This window comes from Mycobacterium sp. E3198 (genome assembly GCF_001667015.1).
In the GTDB taxonomy this organism is placed as follows: domain Bacteria; phylum Actinomycetota; class Actinomycetes; order Mycobacteriales; family Mycobacteriaceae; genus Mycobacterium.
Genome location: NZ_LZIS01000001.1, coordinates 177,832 through 194,428, shown reverse-complemented (window position 1 = coordinate 194,428; position 16,597 = coordinate 177,832). Strand labels below are relative to the sequence as shown.

Annotated in this window: 17 protein-coding genes; 11 read left to right on the top strand and 6 right to left on the bottom strand. The window is 69.1% G+C overall.

The window, feature by feature from the left end; translation table 11 throughout:
* The first annotated feature begins 41 nt into the window (after positions 1-41).
* The 4 genes from A5673_RS00920 to A5673_RS00905 are packed head-to-tail and all read left to right on the top strand — an operon-like array spanning position 42 to position 4,534.
* On the top strand, positions 42-1,628 hold the full coding sequence (locus A5673_RS00920) for a bifunctional 3-(3-hydroxy-phenyl)propionate/3-hydroxycinnamic acid hydroxylase (protein WP_068226607.1): 1,587 nt from the start codon (positions 42-44) through the stop codon (positions 1,626-1,628).
* Positions 1,625-2,485 carry an alpha/beta fold hydrolase gene (locus tag A5673_RS00915; protein WP_068226606.1) on the top strand — a complete coding sequence of 287 codons (861 nt, stop codon included), beginning with the start codon at positions 1,625-1,627 and terminating at the stop codon, positions 2,483-2,485. The genes A5673_RS00920 and A5673_RS00915 overlap by 4 nt, the downstream gene beginning before the upstream one ends.
* Positions 2,482-3,486 (top strand): VOC family protein, encoded by a 1,005-nt coding sequence (locus A5673_RS00910; protein WP_068226605.1) that lies wholly within the window; start codon positions 2,482-2,484, stop codon positions 3,484-3,486. The genes A5673_RS00915 and A5673_RS00910 overlap by 4 nt, the downstream gene beginning before the upstream one ends.
* Before the next feature lie 16 nt (positions 3,487-3,502).
* On the top strand, positions 3,503-4,534 hold the full coding sequence (locus tag A5673_RS00905; protein ID WP_068226604.1) for an amidohydrolase family protein: 1,032 nt from the start codon (positions 3,503-3,505) through the stop codon (positions 4,532-4,534).
* A gap of 6 nt (positions 4,535-4,540) precedes the next feature.
* Here the strand turns inward: A5673_RS00905 and A5673_RS00900 are convergent, their stop codons facing one another.
* The gene (locus A5673_RS00900) at positions 4,541-5,446 is read right to left on the bottom strand and encodes a haloalkane dehalogenase (RefSeq protein ID WP_068226603.1); all 906 of its coding nucleotides are present in this window, start codon (positions 5,444-5,446) and stop codon (positions 4,541-4,543) included.
* Between the two features lie 109 nt (positions 5,447-5,555).
* Between A5673_RS00900 and A5673_RS00895 the strand changes: the two genes are divergently transcribed.
* On the top strand, positions 5,556-6,281 hold the full coding sequence (locus A5673_RS00895) for a DUF2652 domain-containing protein (RefSeq protein WP_068226602.1): 726 nt from the start codon (positions 5,556-5,558) through the stop codon (positions 6,279-6,281).
* Positions 6,282-6,333: 52 nt separating this feature from the next.
* On the opposite strand, the gene A5673_RS00890 is transcribed toward A5673_RS00895, so the two are convergent.
* Both A5673_RS00890 and A5673_RS00885 read right to left on the bottom strand, forming a co-directional pair.
* A complete protein-coding gene (locus tag A5673_RS00890) occupies positions 6,334-7,491 on the bottom strand; it encodes a MalY/PatB family protein (RefSeq protein WP_369806446.1) in 1,158 nt (385 codons plus the stop codon).
* Positions 7,492-7,557: 66 nt separating this feature from the next.
* Positions 7,558-8,652 carry a dihydrodipicolinate reductase gene (locus A5673_RS00885; protein WP_068226600.1) on the bottom strand — a complete coding sequence of 365 codons (1,095 nt, stop codon included), beginning with the start codon at positions 8,650-8,652 and terminating at the stop codon, positions 7,558-7,560.
* A 148-nt stretch (positions 8,653-8,800) separates the two neighbouring features.
* On the opposite strand from A5673_RS00885, the gene A5673_RS00880 reads away from it, so the two are divergent.
* The 4 genes from A5673_RS00880 to A5673_RS00865 all read left to right on the top strand — a co-directional run bounded on the left by A5673_RS00880 (position 8,801) and on the right by A5673_RS00865 (position 13,081).
* The gene (locus tag A5673_RS00880) at positions 8,801-9,757 is read left to right on the top strand and encodes an LLM class flavin-dependent oxidoreductase (protein ID WP_068226599.1); all 957 of its coding nucleotides are present in this window, start codon (positions 8,801-8,803) and stop codon (positions 9,755-9,757) included.
* 11 nt (positions 9,758-9,768) lie between these two features.
* Positions 9,769-10,830, top strand: coding sequence for a dihydrodipicolinate reductase (locus tag A5673_RS00875; RefSeq protein ID WP_068226598.1), 1,062 nt, complete (start codon positions 9,769-9,771; stop codon positions 10,828-10,830).
* Between the two features lie 68 nt (positions 10,831-10,898).
* Positions 10,899-11,891 (top strand): LLM class flavin-dependent oxidoreductase, encoded by a 993-nt coding sequence (locus A5673_RS00870; RefSeq protein WP_068226597.1) that lies wholly within the window; start codon positions 10,899-10,901, stop codon positions 11,889-11,891.
* Positions 11,888-13,081: a cytochrome P450 gene (locus tag A5673_RS00865; protein WP_068226596.1), complete on the top strand. Its 1,194-nt coding sequence runs from the start codon at positions 11,888-11,890 to the stop codon at positions 13,079-13,081. Before A5673_RS00870 ends, A5673_RS00865 begins: the two co-directional genes overlap by 4 nt.
* 63 nt (positions 13,082-13,144) lie before the next feature.
* On the opposite strand, the gene A5673_RS00860 is transcribed toward A5673_RS00865, so the two are convergent.
* Together A5673_RS00860 and A5673_RS28870 are read right to left on the bottom strand one after the other, a co-directional pair.
* On the bottom strand, positions 13,145-13,930 hold the full coding sequence (locus A5673_RS00860; protein ID WP_068226595.1) for a spirocyclase AveC family protein: 786 nt from the start codon (positions 13,928-13,930) through the stop codon (positions 13,145-13,147).
* Positions 13,927-14,082: a hypothetical protein gene (locus A5673_RS28870; RefSeq protein ID WP_156747740.1), complete on the bottom strand. Its 156-nt coding sequence runs from the start codon at positions 14,080-14,082 to the stop codon at positions 13,927-13,929. Before A5673_RS28870 ends, A5673_RS00860 begins: the two co-directional genes overlap by 4 nt.
* A 15-nt stretch (positions 14,083-14,097) precedes the next feature.
* Here A5673_RS28870 and A5673_RS00855 point away from each other — a divergent pair, with 15 nt between their 5' ends.
* Together A5673_RS00855 and A5673_RS00850 are read left to right on the top strand one after the other, a co-directional pair.
* On the top strand, positions 14,098-14,736 hold the full coding sequence (locus A5673_RS00855) for a TetR/AcrR family transcriptional regulator (protein ID WP_197518252.1): 639 nt from the start codon (positions 14,098-14,100) through the stop codon (positions 14,734-14,736).
* An 8-nt stretch (positions 14,737-14,744) separates the two neighbouring features.
* A complete protein-coding gene (locus A5673_RS00850; protein ID WP_068226593.1) occupies positions 14,745-15,941 on the top strand; it encodes a cytochrome P450 in 1,197 nt (398 codons plus the stop codon).
* On the opposite strand, the gene A5673_RS00845 is transcribed toward A5673_RS00850, so the two are convergent.
* Positions 15,931-16,512 (bottom strand): peroxiredoxin-like family protein, encoded by a 582-nt coding sequence (locus A5673_RS00845; protein ID WP_068226592.1) that lies wholly within the window; start codon positions 16,510-16,512, stop codon positions 15,931-15,933. The two genes, A5673_RS00850 and A5673_RS00845, sit on opposite strands and share 11 nt — an antisense overlap.
* Positions 16,513-16,597 lie beyond the last annotated feature (85 nt).

Genomic DNA, 16,597 nt, shown 5'->3' with positions numbered 1-16,597 from the left:
TCGATCACTACAGAACAAGCCCGAACGAAGGCGAGACGGCAATGAACGCGCACCCGAGCTATGACGTGGCGGTGATCGGCTACGGCCCGACGGGCGCCACCGCCGCCAATCTGCTTGGCCGCCTTGGCCTTAGCGTCGTCGTCATCGAGCGCGATCCCGACGTGTACGGGCGGGCGCGGGCCATCTCGACCGACGAAGAGGTCATGCGGATCTGGCAGTCCGTCGGCCTGGCCGACCGGCTGCAGCGGGACATGCTGCCCGACCGGCCGCTGGCCTGGGTCGACGCCAACGGGGTGCCGTTCATCGAAACGACCATGACGCCCCGCGGCTGCGGGCATCCGCCGCAGCAGTTCCTGTACCAGCCCGCGGTCGACCACGTGCTCCGCGAGGGCGTCGCCCGGTTCCCGAACGTCGAGGTGCTGCTCGAACACGAATGCCTGCGCGTGGTCAACGGCCCGTCGGACGTCGAACTGATGCTGGCCGATCTGCGCACCGACACCTTCAAACGCGTGCGCGCCTCCTACGTGATCGCCGCCGACGGCGGGGCCTCGCCGACCCGCGGTCAGCTCGGGGTCGGTTACGAGGGACGCACCTACTCCGAACGCTGGGTTGTCATCGACACCAAGGTGATTCGGCCGTGGGAGGGCCACGACCGGCTGCGCTTCCACTGCAACCCCGCGCGCCCGACCGTGGACTGCCCCACGCCGCTGGGGCATCACCGCTGGGAGTACCCCGCGCGCGCCGGCGAGGACGAGACGCGCCTGGTCACCGACGAGGCCGTCTGGGAGGTGCTGCACGAGCAGGGCATCACCGAGGAACAGGTGAAGATCCTGCGGGCCGTCATCTACAGCCACCACGTGCGCGTCGCCGACCGCTGGCGCGTCGGGCGGGTCTTTTTGGCCGGCGACGCGGCGCACGCGATGCCGCCGTGGATCGGCCAGGGGATGTCGGCCGGGGTGCGCGACGCGGCCAACCTGTGCTGGAAGCTCGCGGCCGTGCTACGCGGGCAGGCGCCCGGCTCGCTGCTCGACAGCTACCAGGCCGAGCGCAAGCCGCACGTCACCGAGGTCACCCGCCGCGCGGTCCGCAACGGGCGCATCATCACCGAGCGCCGAAAGTCGTTGGCGTGGTTGCGGGATCGCCTGCTGCGGGCCGTGACGCGGGTGCCCGGGGCGCTGAAGGCGGGGCAGAGCCTGATCTGGATTCCGCCCGGCCGCTACCCCGACGGGTTCGTCGCGCCGGATGCGCACGCGGCGGTCGGTTGGCAGTTGCCGCAACCCTGGGTCACCGTCGCGACCGGTCAGCGCGAGCGACTGGACGACGCCCTCGGCGGCGGTTGGGCCGTCCTGCACCTTGGTGCCGCGCCGCCCGGCGCCGATCGCTGGGAGCGGCTGGGCGCGGTCTCCCTCGCCGTCACCGTCGGCACCCCGGCGGCCGGCGCCGTCCGCGACGACGACGGCAGCCTGACAGCCTGGCTGCGCGGCAAGAAGGCGGCCGCGGTCGTCGTCCGCCCGGACGGATTCGTCTTCGCCGCCGCGGCCGCCGGGGCTCCGCTGCCGGCCCCGCCGGCCGGGCTGACCGACCTGACCCCACCCGTGGCGGCCGCCCCGATCGGAGTCCCCGCATGATCACCACCCAGCTGACCGAGCGCACCGTCACCGTCGCCGGCAAGCCCATCTTCGTCGCCGAAACCGGGACCGGGCCGCCGGTCGTCATGCTGCACGGCGGCGGTCCCGGCGCGTCGGGGGTGTCGAACTACTCCCGCAACATCGACGCGCTCGCAACGCATTTCCGCGTCATCGTGCCCGACATGCCCGGCTACGGGAGGTCGGCCAAGGGCGTCGACCACGACGACCCGTTCGGCTACCTCGCCGACATGATCCGCGGCCTCCTCGATGAACTCGGCATCGACACCGCCCACGTCGTCGGCAACTCGTACGGCGGTTCGGCGGCCCTGCGCCTGGCCCTGGACACCCCGCACCGCGTCGGCAAGCTGGTGCTGATGGGTCCGGGAGGCATCGGCACCACCAGGGGACTGCCCACGGCCGGGCTGAACAGCCTGCTGTCCTACTACCGCGGCGACGGGCCGAGCCGCGACAAGCTCGCCACGTTCATCCGCACCTATCTGGTCTACGACGGCTCCTCGGTGCCCGAGGACCTGATCGAGCTGCGCTACCGCGCCTCGATCGACCCGGAGGTGATCGCCGACCCGCCGCTGCGCCGCCCCTCCGGGCCGACGGCCCTGCGCACCCTGTGGCGGATGGATCTCAGCCGCGACCGACGGCTGAAGAGCCTGCCGACGCCGACGCTGGTGCTGTGGGGACGCGACGACAAGGTCAACCGGCCCGCGGGCGGGCCGATGCTGCTCAACCTGATGCCGAACGCGGATTTGGTGATGACCTCCCACACCGGCCATTGGATGCAGTGGGAACGCGCCGAATTGTTCAACCGGTTCGCCATCGAGTTCCTGGAGGGGCAGCGATGATCCCGTCGGTGTTCGGCAGGGTCCGGCTCGGTTACGCGGTCATCGAGACCCAAAAGTTCGGCGACTGGCGGCGATTCGGCCGCGACGCCATCGGCATGCATCTCGACGACGCGGCGCGCGACGCGATGCGGTTTCGCCTCGACGACGACGAATGCCGCTTCCTGCTGCACCGCGGGCCCGCCGAGGACGTCACCGCGCTCGGCTGGCACCTCGTCGACGACGACGCCTTCGACACCGTCCTCGACCGCGTCAGACACCATGGGGTGCCGGTGACCGAGGGCACCGACGAACAGGCCGCGCTGCGCGGGTTGGAACGGCTGGTCCGCTTCCCCGGACCCAACGGCCTGACCCAGGAGGTCTTCACGCGCGTCCGCCCCGCCGCGGCGCCGTTACGCCTGGCTGCGGTTGGCGGATTCGTCACCGGCGCAGCGGGTTTGGGCCACGTGGCCGTCACCACCACAAAGCCCGATCAGCTGCACGGCTACTACTCCGCGGTGTTGGACGCGCGGCTGTCCGATTACATCGACGAGACCATCGGCGGCCTGAAGTTCAAGATCCGCTTCCTGCGGGTCAACGAGCGGCACCACACCGTGGCGATCGCGGCGGTCAACCGGCTGCGGCTCAACCCCATCCGCACCCGGGTGCAGCACGTCAACGTCCAGGTCGCCGACCTCGACGACATGACGGCCGCCTACCAGCGCGTCAGACAGCTCGGCTTCCGGATCGCGCTCGGCGTGGGCCAGCACACCAACGACAAGGAACTGTCGTTCTACGCCGTCACGCCCTCGGGTTTCGAATGGGAACTCGGCTGGAATCCGATCGTCGTCGACGAGGCCACCTGGGAGCCCACCACCTACCGGGGCATCAGCATCTGGGGGCACACTCCAGAGGGACAGACGATCATCGAGAAACTGGGCCAGTTCAGAACCGGCGCCGCGTCACTGCTGCACGACGAGGACGTGGTGCCCGCGCTGGCGGGCGCGGGCATTCCGGATCACTGATCGACAGGGAGCAGGTATGTTGCGGATCGACACCCACCACCACGCCATCCCCTCGTTCTATCGAGAGCTGTTGCGCAAGGCGGGGATCGACGAGGCGAGCGGTCGCGCGTTGCCGCAGTGGAGCCCCGAGGCATCGCTGCACACCATGGGTGAACTGAACGTCGCCGCGGCCATCCTGTCCGTGTCGACACCGGGCACGGCGTTCCTGCCCGGCTCCGCCGACGCCGCCGCGCTCGCGCGCGACATCAACGACTACCTCGCCGAAATCGCCCGTGCTCAACCCGACCGGTTTGGCTTCTTCGCGACCGTCCCCATGCCGCACCTCAGCGAATCCGTCGACGAGGTCGCCAGATCGCTCGACGAGCTGGCCGCGGACGGCGTTGTGCTGCTTGCCAACAACGCGGGAACCTACCTCGGCCAACCCGACCAAGACGACCTGTTCGCCGCGCTGGACGCGCGGTGCGCGGTGGTGTTCATCCATCCCGCGAGTCTGCCCGGTCCCGCGGTCGAGGGCGTGCCGCCGTTCGCCGCCGACTTCCTGCTCGACACCACGCGGACTGCGTATCTCCTTGTCCGTAATGGGATTTGCCAACGGTACCCGAACATCCGGTTCATCCTGAGCCACGCGGGCGGTTTCGTGCCGTACGCCGCGCATCGATTGGCGGTCGCCATCATGGGTGACACCGGACGCAGCCCGAGCGACAGCCTGGACGACTTTGCGAGCTTCTACTTCGACACCGCGTTGTCGTCGAGCGCGGCCGCGCTGCCCAGCCTGCTTGCCTTCGCCAAGCCCGGGCACGTCACCTTCGGCTCCGACTGGCCCTTCGCGCCCGTCGCGGCCGGCAAGCTGTTCGCGGCCGGCCTGGAAACCTACCCCGGGCTCGACGGCGGAGCCCGGGCGGCGATCGAGCGCACCAACGCGCTGGCGCTGTTCCCTCGCTTGGGGGCCGCGCCCCCGCCGGATGCGGGTACCGCGCTCGATCGGGTGCGCCGCGCGGCCAGCAGGGCCGCGATGCGGGGCGTCTCGCGACTGATCAGCGCCCGCTGAGGGCGGTCAGCGCAGGGCCTGCTGCCAGGACACGATGCGGTCGGCCAATTCCGGTCCCGCGTCTTCCTGGATGAAATGGCTGGCGTTGATGCGCGCGTGCGGCTGGCCCGCCGCGCCGGGGATGTGCTTGATCAGCGGGCGGTCGGCGCGCCCGAGGATGGGGTCGCGGGAGCCGAAAATGGCCAGGCACGGCTTTTCCCAGCGGCTCAGGGCCTTCCACGCCGCCCGGTTGGCCGGGATCGCCGGGTCATACGGCGACGTCGGCACCAGCTGCGGGAACGCGCGGGCCCCCGCCTGGTACGTCTTGTCCGGAAAGGGGGCGTTGTAGCCGGCCCGCACCTTCGAGGGCACGTGGCGGACGGTTCCGGCGGCGACGATGCGACCGGCGGGCAGCACGGGGGAGTAGCGCGCGAAGGCCCGCCACAGGTAGAAGGCCGGCGGCGTGGGTCGCTCGGCGGTGGGCAGGAAGCCGTTCGCCACGACCAGCCGCGCGATCCGGTCGCCCTGCTCGGCGGCGATGCGCAGACCGATGAGCGAACCCCAGTCCTGCACGAACAGCGTGACGTCCTTCAGGTTGAGGCGCTCGAACCAGGCGGTCACCCACTCGACGTGCCGTTGGTAGGTGTAGTCCTCGGGTTGGGTGGGCTTGTCGGAGCGGCCGAAGCCGATCAGGTCGGGCGCCAGCACGCGGTTCCCGGCGTCGGCCAGCGGCGGAATCATCGTGCGGTACAGGTAGCTCCACGTGGGCTCGCCGTGCAGCAGCACGATGGGCGGGCCGTCGGCCGGCCCCTCATCGAGAAAGTGCATGCGCAGCGGCCGGGTGTCGCTCGCCGCCACGTCGAGGTAATTCGCTACGAACGGATAGCCCTCCAGGTTTTCGAATCGGGAGTCTGGGGTTCGCAGCACTCTCATATTCGGCTCCTCCGGGGTGGGACCCCTGCAAGCCTCTCGCGAGAGCGCGATTTCGTCCAGTGCCAGATTCGTTGAGGCGGTGACCGGCAACCACTAAACTGCGCACATCATGGCCATCCGGCACGCGGTCCTCCTCATCGCCGACATCGGCGGGTACACGCATTACATGAGTTGGAACCGAACCCACCTCGCGCACGCTCAGCTAACGGTGGCCGGGTTGTTGGAAGCCGTGATCGACGCCGGCAAGGGCCTGAAGCTCGCCAAGCTGGAGGGCGACGCGGCCTTCTTCTGGGCGCCGGAGGGCAACGCCAAAGTGCTCGTGTGCGAGCGGCTGTCACGGATGCGCCAGGCGTTCCTCGCCCAGCGCGAACGCTTCAAGGCGGACATCGCCTGCGAGTGCGCGAGCTGTGGCCAGCTGGACAACCTATCGCTGAAGTTCGTCGTGCATCAGGGCGAGGTCGCGGAGCAAAAGGTGAAGCGGCACGTCGAACTCGCCGGGGTCGACGTGATTCTGGTGCACCGGATGCTGAAAAACTCGGTGCCCGTGGCCGAATACGTGCTGATGACCGATCCGGTCGCCGCATGCCTCGACGACCCGATGCGTGGGCTGTGTAAGCCGCTGGTCCACCACTTCGAAGGTATCGGGGACACCTCCACGCACTACATCGACCTCGCCACGTCGGAGGTGCCGGACGCGCCGCCCCGGCCCGGCCGTCTCGGCCGGTTCGGGAAGACGGCAAAGTTCGAGTTGATCTCGCTGCCGTTCCTGTTGGGCATCAAAAAACCCGCGGAAGGTTTTCGCAACCTGGACCGCGCCGAGGACATTCCCGCTTAGCCGTTTTCGTCGAGATCGACGCTGGCGCGAAGAAGTGCGAGTGGGCGGTGCGTTAACGTCGATCTCGGTGCCCGGTCGCCTCGAGCGCCCGGCCCATTCGCGACAGGGCCTCGCCCAGAATGGCTTTCGAGGTGGCGAAGTTCAGCCGCACGTGCCCGGCGCCGCCGGTTCCGAAGACGTGGCCGGAGCTGAGCGCGACGCGGGCGTGGTCGAGGAACCAGCGCGCCGGCCCGGCCAGATCGGCCACCACCGCCAGCCCGTCGGCGGCCTCTTCGGCGAATCCGAGCTCCCGGCAATCGAGCCAGGCGAGGTAAGTGCCCTGCGGCCATTGGTATTTCACCCCGGGAAGGTGCTCGGCGACCAGCTCACCCAACAACGTCCGGTTCGCGTCCAGGCCGGCCAGCAGCGCGTCGAGCCAATCTGCGCCGCTGCGGAACGCTTCCGCGTGGGCGATGATCCCGAAGTGGCTCGGGCCGTGGCTGACCTCCTCCGGCATGCGGCGCAGGTCGGCGGCGGCCTCGGGACCGGCGATGGCCAACGCGGCCTTCAGCCCGGAGAGGTTCCACGCCTTGGAGGCGGACGTCAAGGCCAGGGCGTTCTCTGCGCCCGGCACGGTCAGATACGGAACGAAGCGCGCCCCGGGCAGGATCACCGGGGCGTGGATTTCGTCGGACACCACCCGGACACCGAAGCGTCGGGCAAGTTCGGCGATTCCGCGCAGCTCCTCCGCGGTGTGCACCGACCCGGTCGGGTTGTGCGGGTTGCACAACAAGTACGCGACCTTGCCACCCAAAGCGCCGGCGCGCGCGAACGCGTCCGCCAACGAGCCCAAGTCGATTCGGCCGCCGGCGGTCAGCGGTGCCTCGATCACCCGACGGCCATCGTGCGCGACGAACGCATAGAACGGGGCGTAGACCGGCGGGTTGACGACGACGGCGTCGCCGCGGTCGGTGACCAGGCGCAGCATTTCGACGACGCCGAGCATGACGTCGGGAACGATCGCGGTGCGGCCGACCGCCAGGTCGTGCCATTGCCAGCGCCGCGCGGCGAATTCGCTGACCGCCTCGGCAAATGCGGTGCCGCAAGGGTATCCGGTGTCGCCGATGTCGATGGCGCGGCGCAGCGCGTCGGCCACCGTCGGCGCCAGGTTGACGTCCATCTCCGCGACCCACAACGGCAACACGTCGTCGGGGTGCGCGCGCCACTTCATGCTGGTGCGCAGCCGCAGTTGAGGCAGCGTGGGTTCCTCGAGCGGGTTAAAGCTCACCCCGGCAGATTAGGTGGCGAACGCGTGCTTTGGAATCGTCAGGGGTAGGTCGACCGAACTCAGCAGCCCCGGTTCCGCGGCAACGACATACGGCACCGCGTTGACGACGCGCATCGCGGTGGCGACCATCGCGCCCGCCCCGGAGGTCATGCCCGCGACCCCGGCCTTGCGGGGGTCCTTCAGCGTGGCCGCGAGAGTGCAGTCGATGTCGGGGTCGCCGGAAATCGTGACGCGGTAGGACAGATCGCCGATCCCGGTCGGCCAGTCCGGGGCGACGTCGTGCGCGAGCCGGGTGACGTGTTCGATGACGATGGCCTCGCGGCCGTCGACCACGCCGATCGCCCGCATGCGCAGCGCGCCGCACGTCCCGGCCTCGACGGTGCCCATCGCGACCTCCAGCGTCCGGTTGGTGACCGCGCGGTCGAAATATTCGCGGACTTCCTGGACTTCGACGCCCAGCGCGTCGGCGACCAACCGAATCTGGCCCTGCCATTCGCCGGCGATCGCCCCCGGGAAGCCGATCCAGGGCTGGTAGTCCAGCGGCCGGCCGAATCCCAGCGCGTCCCCCATGATGTCGGGGACGCCGTAATCGTCGTACAGGCCGATCTCGAACGCGTAGATCTTCTCGATGGACGACGACTGGGTGGACAGCACCAACGGCAGGTAGTCGGCGGCGAACCCCGGTTCGATCCCCGACGCGTACAGCGACACCTGACCCTGCTTGGCCGCGGCGGCCAACTGTTCGCGCCACTCGGCAGGCTCGTAGGCGTGCGGGTTGACCAGCCGGGTGGTGCTGGTCGTGACGACGTTGATCCCTGCCTCGAGCAGCCGGACGTAGTCGGGGACGGCCAGCGCGTCGCGCTCGGGTCCGCTGGCCGCGTAGACCACGCAGTCGGGTTTCAGCGCGATCAGCGCGTCCGCGTCGGTGGTGGCGGCCAGGCCGATCGGCTCGCCGTTGGCGAGTTCGCCGGCGTCTTTGCCGTCCTTGTCCGGCGAATGCACCCACACGCCGACCAGGTCCAGGTTGGGGCGGCGCTGGATCGCGCGGATGGCGATCGAACCGATGCCGCCGGTCGCCCACACCACCACGCGATGAGCCGTCATCTTGTTTCTCCTCAGGTGCGGACGTGACGAAATCTGGCTTGGCCGTTGCCGTTACGTCGCAAACTAACAGCCGTCAGCGAGCCCGGTCAAGGATTTAAGAAAGCGCACACTATCTTAACGAACAAATCTTAGGTTATGGTGCTTTCTGGTGTTCACGCTCAGGTTCGACATGCGCGCCCCCGCGCCGGCCGCCGACCTCTACGCCGGGGCGATCGACATGTGCGCGTGGGCGGAAACCCGCGGGGCCCTGTTGACGGTCCTCTCCGAGCATCACGGGGCCGACGACGGTCACCTGCCCGCCCCGCTCACGCTGGCTTCGGCGATCGCGGCCCGGACGCGCACGTCGGCGATCCTGCTTGCCGCGGTGCCGATTCCGTTGTGGGATCCCGTCCGGCTCGCCGAAGAGATGAGCGTGCTCGACCTGATCAGCCGGGGCCGGGTGTCGTACGCGTTCGGGGTGGGGCATCGAAGCGAGGAATACCAGCATTTCGGCGTCGACATGGCCACGCGCGGCCGGGTGGCCGACGAGATCCTGGCGGTGCTGGGCCCGCTGGTGCGCGGCGAGCCCGTCGAATACCGGGGCCGCACGGTCCGCGTCACGCCGCCCTGCGGGTCGCCCAACGGCCCGACGATGCTGATCGCCGGCGGCAGCAAGGCCGCGGCCCGGCGCGCCGGCGCCCTGGGCCTCGGGTTCGTCTCCCAGACCGACCTGCCGGGCCTCAAGGAGTTCTACGAAGAGCAGTGCCGCGCCCACGGACACGAGCCCGGGATGATTCAGTTTCCCGTCCGGGGCGCTCCGACAGCGGTTTTCGTCGCCGATGACGTCGACGAGGCGTGGGAGACGCTGGGGCTGTACCTCTTGCGCGACGCGGTGACGGCGGCGTCCTACCGGCACCGCGACGACTCGGTGGCCAGCATCACCCGCGCCGACAGCGTGGCCGCGCTGCGCGCGGAGAACGGCCCGTACCGGATCTTCACGCTCGGCGAGGCGACCGAGTACGTGCGCGGCGGGCGGCCGCTGCCGCTGCACCCGCTGTGCGGCGGCGTGCCACCCGAGGTGGCGTGGCCCTACCTCGAACGCGCCGCGGCCGCGGCAAGCCAGTGAGGAGACTGCCCATGCGTGTCGTCGTGTGGTCCACCGGCGGGGTCGGGTCGATCGCGATCGACGCGATCCATCGCCGGCCGGATCTGGAACTCGTTGGCGTCTGGGTGCATTCGCCCGATAAGGTCGGCAAGGACGCCGGCGAGTTGGCGGGGATCGGGCCGCTGGGGGTGACGGCCACCCACGATGCCGACGCGCTGGTCGCCCTGGCGCCCGACGCCGTGGTGTACGCCGCGAGCGGGCCCGACCGCGACGGGGCCGCCGTGCCGGATTACCTGCGGCTGCTCGGGGCGGGCATCAACGTCGTGTCGACGTCGTCGACGAGCCTGGTCTACCCGCCGTCCTACTTCGCCCCGGACTGGCGCGACCAACTCGAGGCGGCGGCCACGTCGGGCGGCGCGTCGTTCTACGCCTCGGGCATCTTCCCCGGTTTCGCCTCCGACCAGCTGGCCTTGCTCATGACGACGCAATCGAAGAACATCCGCACGATCACCGCCAGCGAGGTCGCGCTCAACGACCACTACCCGGTGGCCGACGTGATGATGGACGGGATGGGTTTCGGCCGTCCGCTGGATTTCGAACCCATGCTCAAAACGCCCGGGTTCATCGAAATGGCTTGGAAGGCGCCGATATCCCTGATCGCCGCCGGGCTGGGGGTCGAGGTCGAGCGCATCAACGGTTCCCTCGACCGACAGCTGACCGGTCGCGACATCGAGGTGGCGTTCGGCACGATCAAAGCGGGCACCTGCGGCGCGGTGCGCACCCGGGCCGCGGGGGTGGTCGACGGCCGGGAGGCGATCGTGATCGAGCACGTCATCCGGATGGCCCGCGACGTCGCGCCCGACTGGCCGTCCTCGGACTGCGACGCGACCTATCGCGTCGACATCGAAGGTGATCCCGACATTCACTGCGCGCTGACGCTCGGGGCGGCGGAGGGCCACGGCGCCGGGCGGGCCGCGATGGCGGCCACGGCCATGCGGGTGGTCAACGCGATCCCGTATGTGGTCGACGCGCCGCCCGGACTGCTCAGCTCGCTGGATATCCCGACGACCCTGCCGCGGCACGCGTTTGCCTAGGCGTTGACGCGGCTCTCCGCGGCACCGTAGCGTACGTGGACAAATATTAGGTTGGCTAGGAGCTGGGTGTGTTCACGCTGCGCTTCGACATGCGCGCCCCGTCGTGGGGCGCGCCGAAAGTGGCGCTGTATAGCGCCGTGCCCGAAATGTGTGCGTGGGCCGAGGATCACGGCGGGCTGGCCGCGGTGTTCTGTGAGCACCACGGGTCCGAGGACGGCTACCTGCCGTCGCCCCTGTTGTTGGCGTCGTCGGTGGCCGCGCGAACCGAGCGGCTGGCGCTGAGCCTGATCCTGATCCTGCCGTTCTACGACCCCGTGCGCCTCGCCGAGGACATGGCGGTCCTCGACATCATCAGCAAGGGGCGGGCGTCGTACATCCTGGCGCTGGGGTACCGGCCCGAGGAGTTCGAGCACTTCGGGGTGGCGCTGAAGGGTCGGGGGCGGCTCGCCGACGAGAAGCTCGAGTTGCTGCGCTCGCTGCTCTCCGACGAGAAGGTCAGCCGCGACGGACGCCGGATCATGGTGACCCCGCGACCGGAGACCGCCGGCGGCCCGGGGCTGATGTGGGGCGGGGGCAGCGTGGCGGCGGCGCGCCGCGCCGGCCGGTATGGCCTGGGCATGCTGGGCAACGCCAACATGCCCGGGATGCGGGAGGCCTACGAGGAGGCCTGCCGCGAGCACGGTCACGAGCCCGGCCCGACGATGTTTCCCAGCCGCGACACCCCGTCGGTCGTGTTCGTCGCCGACGATGTGGACCGGGCGTGGGACGAGCTCGGCGAGCATCTGTTGCACGACGTGCGAACCTATGCCGCGTGGAATCCGGGGGACGAGACGACGGCCGGCTTCTCGCATGTGGACACCGTCGAGGAGCTGCGCGCCGCGCCGGCGTCGCACGTGATTATCTCGGTGCCGGAAGCGATTTCGCGGGTGCGCGCCGGCCAGGTGCTCAACCTGTCGCCGCTGTGCGGCGGGCTGGCGCCGGAGGTCGCGTGGCCGTATCTCAAGCGCGTCGGCGACGTCGTGCTGCCCGAGGCGCTGTCGGAGGGAGCGACTGCGCGATGACCGGAGCCGGCACCGCCGAGGTGTATTACGACCCGTTCGACTTCGACATCGACGACGATCCGTACCCGGTCTGGAAGAGGCTGCGCGACGAGGCCCCGCTGTACCGCAACGACAAATACAACTTCTACGCGCTGAGCCGCTACGACGACGTCTCCCGCGAGCTGATGAACTTCGACGTCTTCCGGTCGGGTCGCGGCACCACCATGGACATCATCATGAGCGGCATCGAGCTGCCGCCCGGCGTCATCCTCTTCGAGGACCCGCCGATTCACGACGCCCACCGCCATGTGCTTTCAAAGGTTTTCACGCCGCGCCGGATGGAGGCGATCGAGCCGCTGACCCGGGCGTTCTGCGTGCGCGCGCTCGACCCGCTGCTGGGCTCCGGCAGGTTCGACTTCGTCGAGAACCTGGGCGCGATGGTCCCGATGCGCACGATCGGCTACCTGCTGGGCATCCCCGAGGCCGATCAGGAAGCCATCCGCGACAAGGGCGGCAGCCAGCTCACCCTGAAAAAGGGCACCTTCCGGACGGTTCCCCAGGACTTCCTGGAACACAGCCACGAGATGTTCGCGAACTACATCGATTGGCGGGTGGACCACCCGTCCGACGACCTGATGACGCAGTTGATCAACGCCGAGGTCGAGGACGACGGCGGCACCCGGCGGCTCACCCGGTCCGAGGTGCTGCTGTACACCAGCATGATCGCCGGCGCTGGCAACGAAACGACCACGCGCCTCATCGGTTTCATCGGCCAGCTGCTGGCCGAGCACCCCGATCAGCGCCGGCAGATCGCGGCCGATCCGTCGCTGATCCCGATGGCCATCGAGGAGGTCCTGCGCTACGAGGCGCCGTCGCCGGTGCAGGCGCGCTACGTCGCCCGCGACGTCGAGCTGCACGGCACCACGGTCCCCGAGGGCTCGATCATGTTGCTGATCAACGGATCCGCCAACCGCGACGAACGCCGGTTCCCCGACGCCGAGGAATTCGACATCCGCCGCGGCGCCACGCATCTGAGCTTCGGCCACGGCCTGCACTTCTGCATGGGCTCGGCGTTGGCGCGCATGCAGGCGCGGGTGGCGCTCGAAGAAGTCCTCAAGCGCTGGCCGGACTGGGAGGTCGACTACGCCAACGCGACCAAGGCGCACACGTCCAGCGTGCGGGGCTGGTCGAAGCTGCCCGTCTTCACCTGATTGATGCGCCCAACGTGGAGTTGTGGCGTGAAATTCGCGCAACAACTCGACGCCCGGCGCAGATCACTTGGGCTGGTTCGATACGCCCGGGAACAACTCGCCCGTCGGCCCCACGGTCACCCACCCGCCCAGCTTCGTCGCCAGGTGGGGCGCGAAAACCGCGCCATAGAGCACGTTTCCGATGACGACGACGGCGACGATGGACAGGACGGCCGCACCGACACGGCTCGACGATCTCTTGTCGGCCCACACCTCGATGACGTTGCGTCCCTGCGAATCCGTGCGGCCCAGCAGGTAGGTGAAAACCATCATCTGGATGCCCATCGCGAGCGAGTCGTAGAGCGGGTATTGGTGAATGGTTCCCTCGCGGATCGCCAGCCCGGGGATCACCAGGCCGTAATAGAACACGCCGAGCTTGGCGCCCAGAAACCCGTTGAAGAGCAGCGCCCAGCAGAAGCCGACGACGAGGCCGACGATGAGCAGCGTGATCGGCCGACGCCAGTGGAATTTCGCGCTGACCCATCTCCCCAGCGCCGCACCGGTCACCGCCGGAAACACGAAGTAGGAGATGTAGCCGATCGGGACGAACGACGGCAGCCCGCCCCAGGTGACGTTGAGCGGCCACCAGGAGGGCATGCGCGGAATGGCGGGCGGGAACTGGGCGTACATCGCCCAGTCGTAGGGCGCCTCGATCCACGAGAACGAGATCGCCGAGATGCACAGGAGCAGCAGCGGGTGTAGACGGCGCCGGCGAATGCTCAGGTACACACCGATCGCGGTGAACGTGATGCCACCCACGAGGGCGAAGCCGCTGGCCGCCTGCATCAACGGCGTCATCCCGGCGCTCATCGGTCGGCTTCGTGTCCGGGGGAGCGGCGCGCTTCGGGGTCGAAGCGCAGCACCAGGCCGAAGATCAGGACGATCAACCCGAACAGCGTGCCAAGCATGATGACTGCGCCCACGTCCGCACCCCTTTCCCACAGCGCTTCAAGATAGTGCATGCTATCTTAAAAGTCGTGCCCCAGCGACCCGCAGCCACCGCGGCCACGCGCCGGCCCCGCGGCGCGCCGCGCAAGCTGCTGCTCGAGGCCGCGCGGGAGCTCTTCTCGCGCCAGGACTACCGCAGCACCACCACCCGCGAAATCGCCCAGGCCGCAGGCGTTACCGAGCACCTGCTGTTCCGCCACTTCGGCTCGAAGGCGGCGCTGTTCCGCGAGGCGCTGGTCCTGCCGTTCACCAGCTTCGTCGACGAATTCGGCCAGAGGTGGCAGTCGGTCATCCCCGAGGAGACCAAGGAACAGGAGCTCGCCGGGCACTTCGTCGGGCAGCTCTACGACGTTTTCGTCGAACACCAGGGCCTGCTCCTGACGCTGATGGCCTCCGAGGCGATGACCGAGGAGGAGATGGCCGACGCCGGTATCGCCGACGTCAGGCGGGCGCTGACGCTGCTCGGGCAGATCAGCGCCGAGGGCATGCGCCTGCGCGGGCTGCGGTCGGATCATCCGGACCTGCCGGCGCACTCCACGGTGGCGATGATCGCCGGCATGGCCGCGCTGCGGTCCACCTACTTCGGAACCAAGCAGCCGCCGCGCGAGGTCATCGTGGACGAGCTCGTCCAGGCGATCCTGCACGGCTTCCTGCACCGAAACGATTGAGGGACAGAATGTTACGTTCGGCCGAGCTGTACTACGACCCTTACGACGTCGCCATCGACGACGACCCGTACCCGGTGTGGAAGCGCATGCGCGAAGAGGCGCCGCTGTATTACAACGAGAAGTACAACTTCTACGCGTTGAGTCGCTACGAGGACGTGGCGCGCGAACTGCCAAACTGGGAGACCTACCGATCCGGCCGGGGCACCACCGCCGACATCTTGTTCAACAACATCGAAGTGCCGCCGGGCATCCTGCTGTTCGAGGATCCGCCACTGCACGATCTGCACCGCCGCCTGCTGTCGCGCGTCTTCACGCCGCGGCGCATGCTGGCCGTCGAGTCCATGGTGCGTGGATTCTGCGTCCGCGAGCTCGACCCGTTGATCGGTGCCGGCGGGTTCGATTTCATCGCGGACCTCGGGGCGATGATGCCGATGCGGACCATCGGGTATCTGTTGGGCATCCCCGAGGAGGACCAGGCGAGCATCCGGGATCGCAACGGCGCCTTCATCGAAATGGCCGAGGGGCGCAAGCCCGGTGAGGTCAACCCGAACCTGTTCGCGGACACCATCGCGATGTTCGCCGAGTACATCGAGTGGCGCGCGAGCCATCCGTCGGACGACCTGATGACCGACCTGCTGCGCGCGGAGATCGACGAGCCCGACGGCACGCGGCGCCCCCTGTCGCGCACCGAGGTACTGGCCTACACCGCCATGATCGCCGGCGCCGGCAACGAAACCACCGCCCGGCTCATCGGTTTCCTGGGACAGCTGCTCTCGGATCATTCGGACCAGCGCCGCGAACTCGTCGCCGACCCGTCGCTGATCCCCGGCGCGGTCGAGGAGACGCTGCGCTACGAACCCCCGTCACCGGTGCAGGCCCGCTACGTCGCCCGCGACGCCGAGCACCACGGCCGCGTCGTCCCCGAGGGTTCGTTCATGTTGCTGCTCAACGGTTCCGCCAACCGGGATGAACGCCGTTTCGCCGATCCCGACCGCTTCGACATCCACCGCGAGGGCGGCCACCTCAGCTTCGGGCAGGGCCTGCACTTCTGCCTCGGCTCGGCGCTAGCCCGGATGGAGGCCCGAGTGGCGCTGGAGGAGGTCCTCAAGCGCTGGACCGATTGGGAAGTCGACTACGCCAACGCCGAACGGGCGCACACCGCCAGCGTGCGCGGGTGGGCGCGTTTGCCGGTCGTCACCGGATGACGCGTGGCGCCATGGCGAGCAGGTCGTCGACCGACCACTGGTCGTAGGCGTGCTTGCCGTATTTCACTGCGGCCACGCGCCCGTCGGCGTCGATCAGCACGTCGGCGGGCAGGCCGAGGTTGCCGTTCGTCGGGTGGGCCGGCACCGGGGCCCGGCGCTTGCTCAAAGCGGTCCGGAAGGCATGCCACAACCCCCTCGGTAGCGCCCGCCACGCGCCCGGGCTGAGCACCGACTTGGCCGACGCCTCGACGCCGAAGCGCCGGTAAAGCTTCCGGCCCGGATCGCCGATGACCGGGAAGGGCAGGTCTTTCTCGTACTTGCGCAGTTCGGCCGGGCTGGAATGGAACACGACCACCTCCCGGATGCCGGCGGCGGCGATCTCGTCGAGCCGCGCGGTGATGGAGCGCAGGTGGAGGTCACAGATCGGGCAGCCGGCGAACCGCCGAAATTGCAGATGGGTCAGCGCGCCCGCGGGATCGGGGATCGCGATGGGCTCGTCGTCGATGCCGGTCAGTTCCAGGTGCGGAAAGCGGTCTCCGACGCTGAGGCGGGCGGCGGTGGCTTCGGGCATGGTGGCTCCCTCTCAAATATTCGTCATACTGACAGTACGCTCAATGTTCGAAAGGTCGGATTAATTCCCCAACCAGGGGTGGGAC

Bases quoted from the DNA above. Each gene is read 5' to 3' on its own strand.
- A5673_RS00920 (WP_068226607.1), top strand. From the start codon at position 42: ATGAACGCGCACCCGAGCTATGACGTGGCGGTGATCGGCTACGGCCCG.
- A5673_RS00915 (WP_068226606.1), top strand. From the start codon at position 1,625: ATGATCACCACCCAGCTGACCGAGCGCACCGTCACCGTCGCCGGCAAG.
- A5673_RS00910 (WP_068226605.1), top strand. From the start codon at position 2,482: ATGATCCCGTCGGTGTTCGGCAGGGTCCGGCTCGGTTACGCGGTCATC.
- A5673_RS00905 (WP_068226604.1), top strand. From the start codon at position 3,503: ATGTTGCGGATCGACACCCACCACCACGCCATCCCCTCGTTCTATCGA.
- A5673_RS00900 (WP_068226603.1), bottom strand. From the start codon at position 5,446: ATGAGAGTGCTGCGAACCCCAGACTCCCGATTCGAAAACCTGGAGGGC.
- A5673_RS00895 (WP_068226602.1), top strand. From the start codon at position 5,556: ATGGCCATCCGGCACGCGGTCCTCCTCATCGCCGACATCGGCGGGTAC.
- A5673_RS00890 (WP_369806446.1), bottom strand. From the start codon at position 7,491: ATGAAGTGGCGCGCGCACCCCGACGACGTGTTGCCGTTGTGGGTCGCG.
- A5673_RS00885 (WP_068226600.1), bottom strand. From the start codon at position 8,652: ATGACGGCTCATCGCGTGGTGGTGTGGGCGACCGGCGGCATCGGTTCG.
- A5673_RS00875 (WP_068226598.1), top strand. From the start codon at position 9,769: ATGCGTGTCGTCGTGTGGTCCACCGGCGGGGTCGGGTCGATCGCGATC.
- A5673_RS00865 (WP_068226596.1), top strand. From the start codon at position 11,888: ATGACCGGAGCCGGCACCGCCGAGGTGTATTACGACCCGTTCGACTTC.
- A5673_RS00860 (WP_068226595.1), bottom strand. From the start codon at position 13,930: ATGAGCGCCGGGATGACGCCGTTGATGCAGGCGGCCAGCGGCTTCGCC.
- A5673_RS28870 (WP_156747740.1), bottom strand. From the start codon at position 14,082: ATGCACTATCTTGAAGCGCTGTGGGAAAGGGGTGCGGACGTGGGCGCA.
- A5673_RS00850 (WP_068226593.1), top strand. From the start codon at position 14,745: ATGTTACGTTCGGCCGAGCTGTACTACGACCCTTACGACGTCGCCATC.
- A5673_RS00845 (WP_068226592.1), bottom strand. From the start codon at position 16,512: ATGCCCGAAGCCACCGCCGCCCGCCTCAGCGTCGGAGACCGCTTTCCG.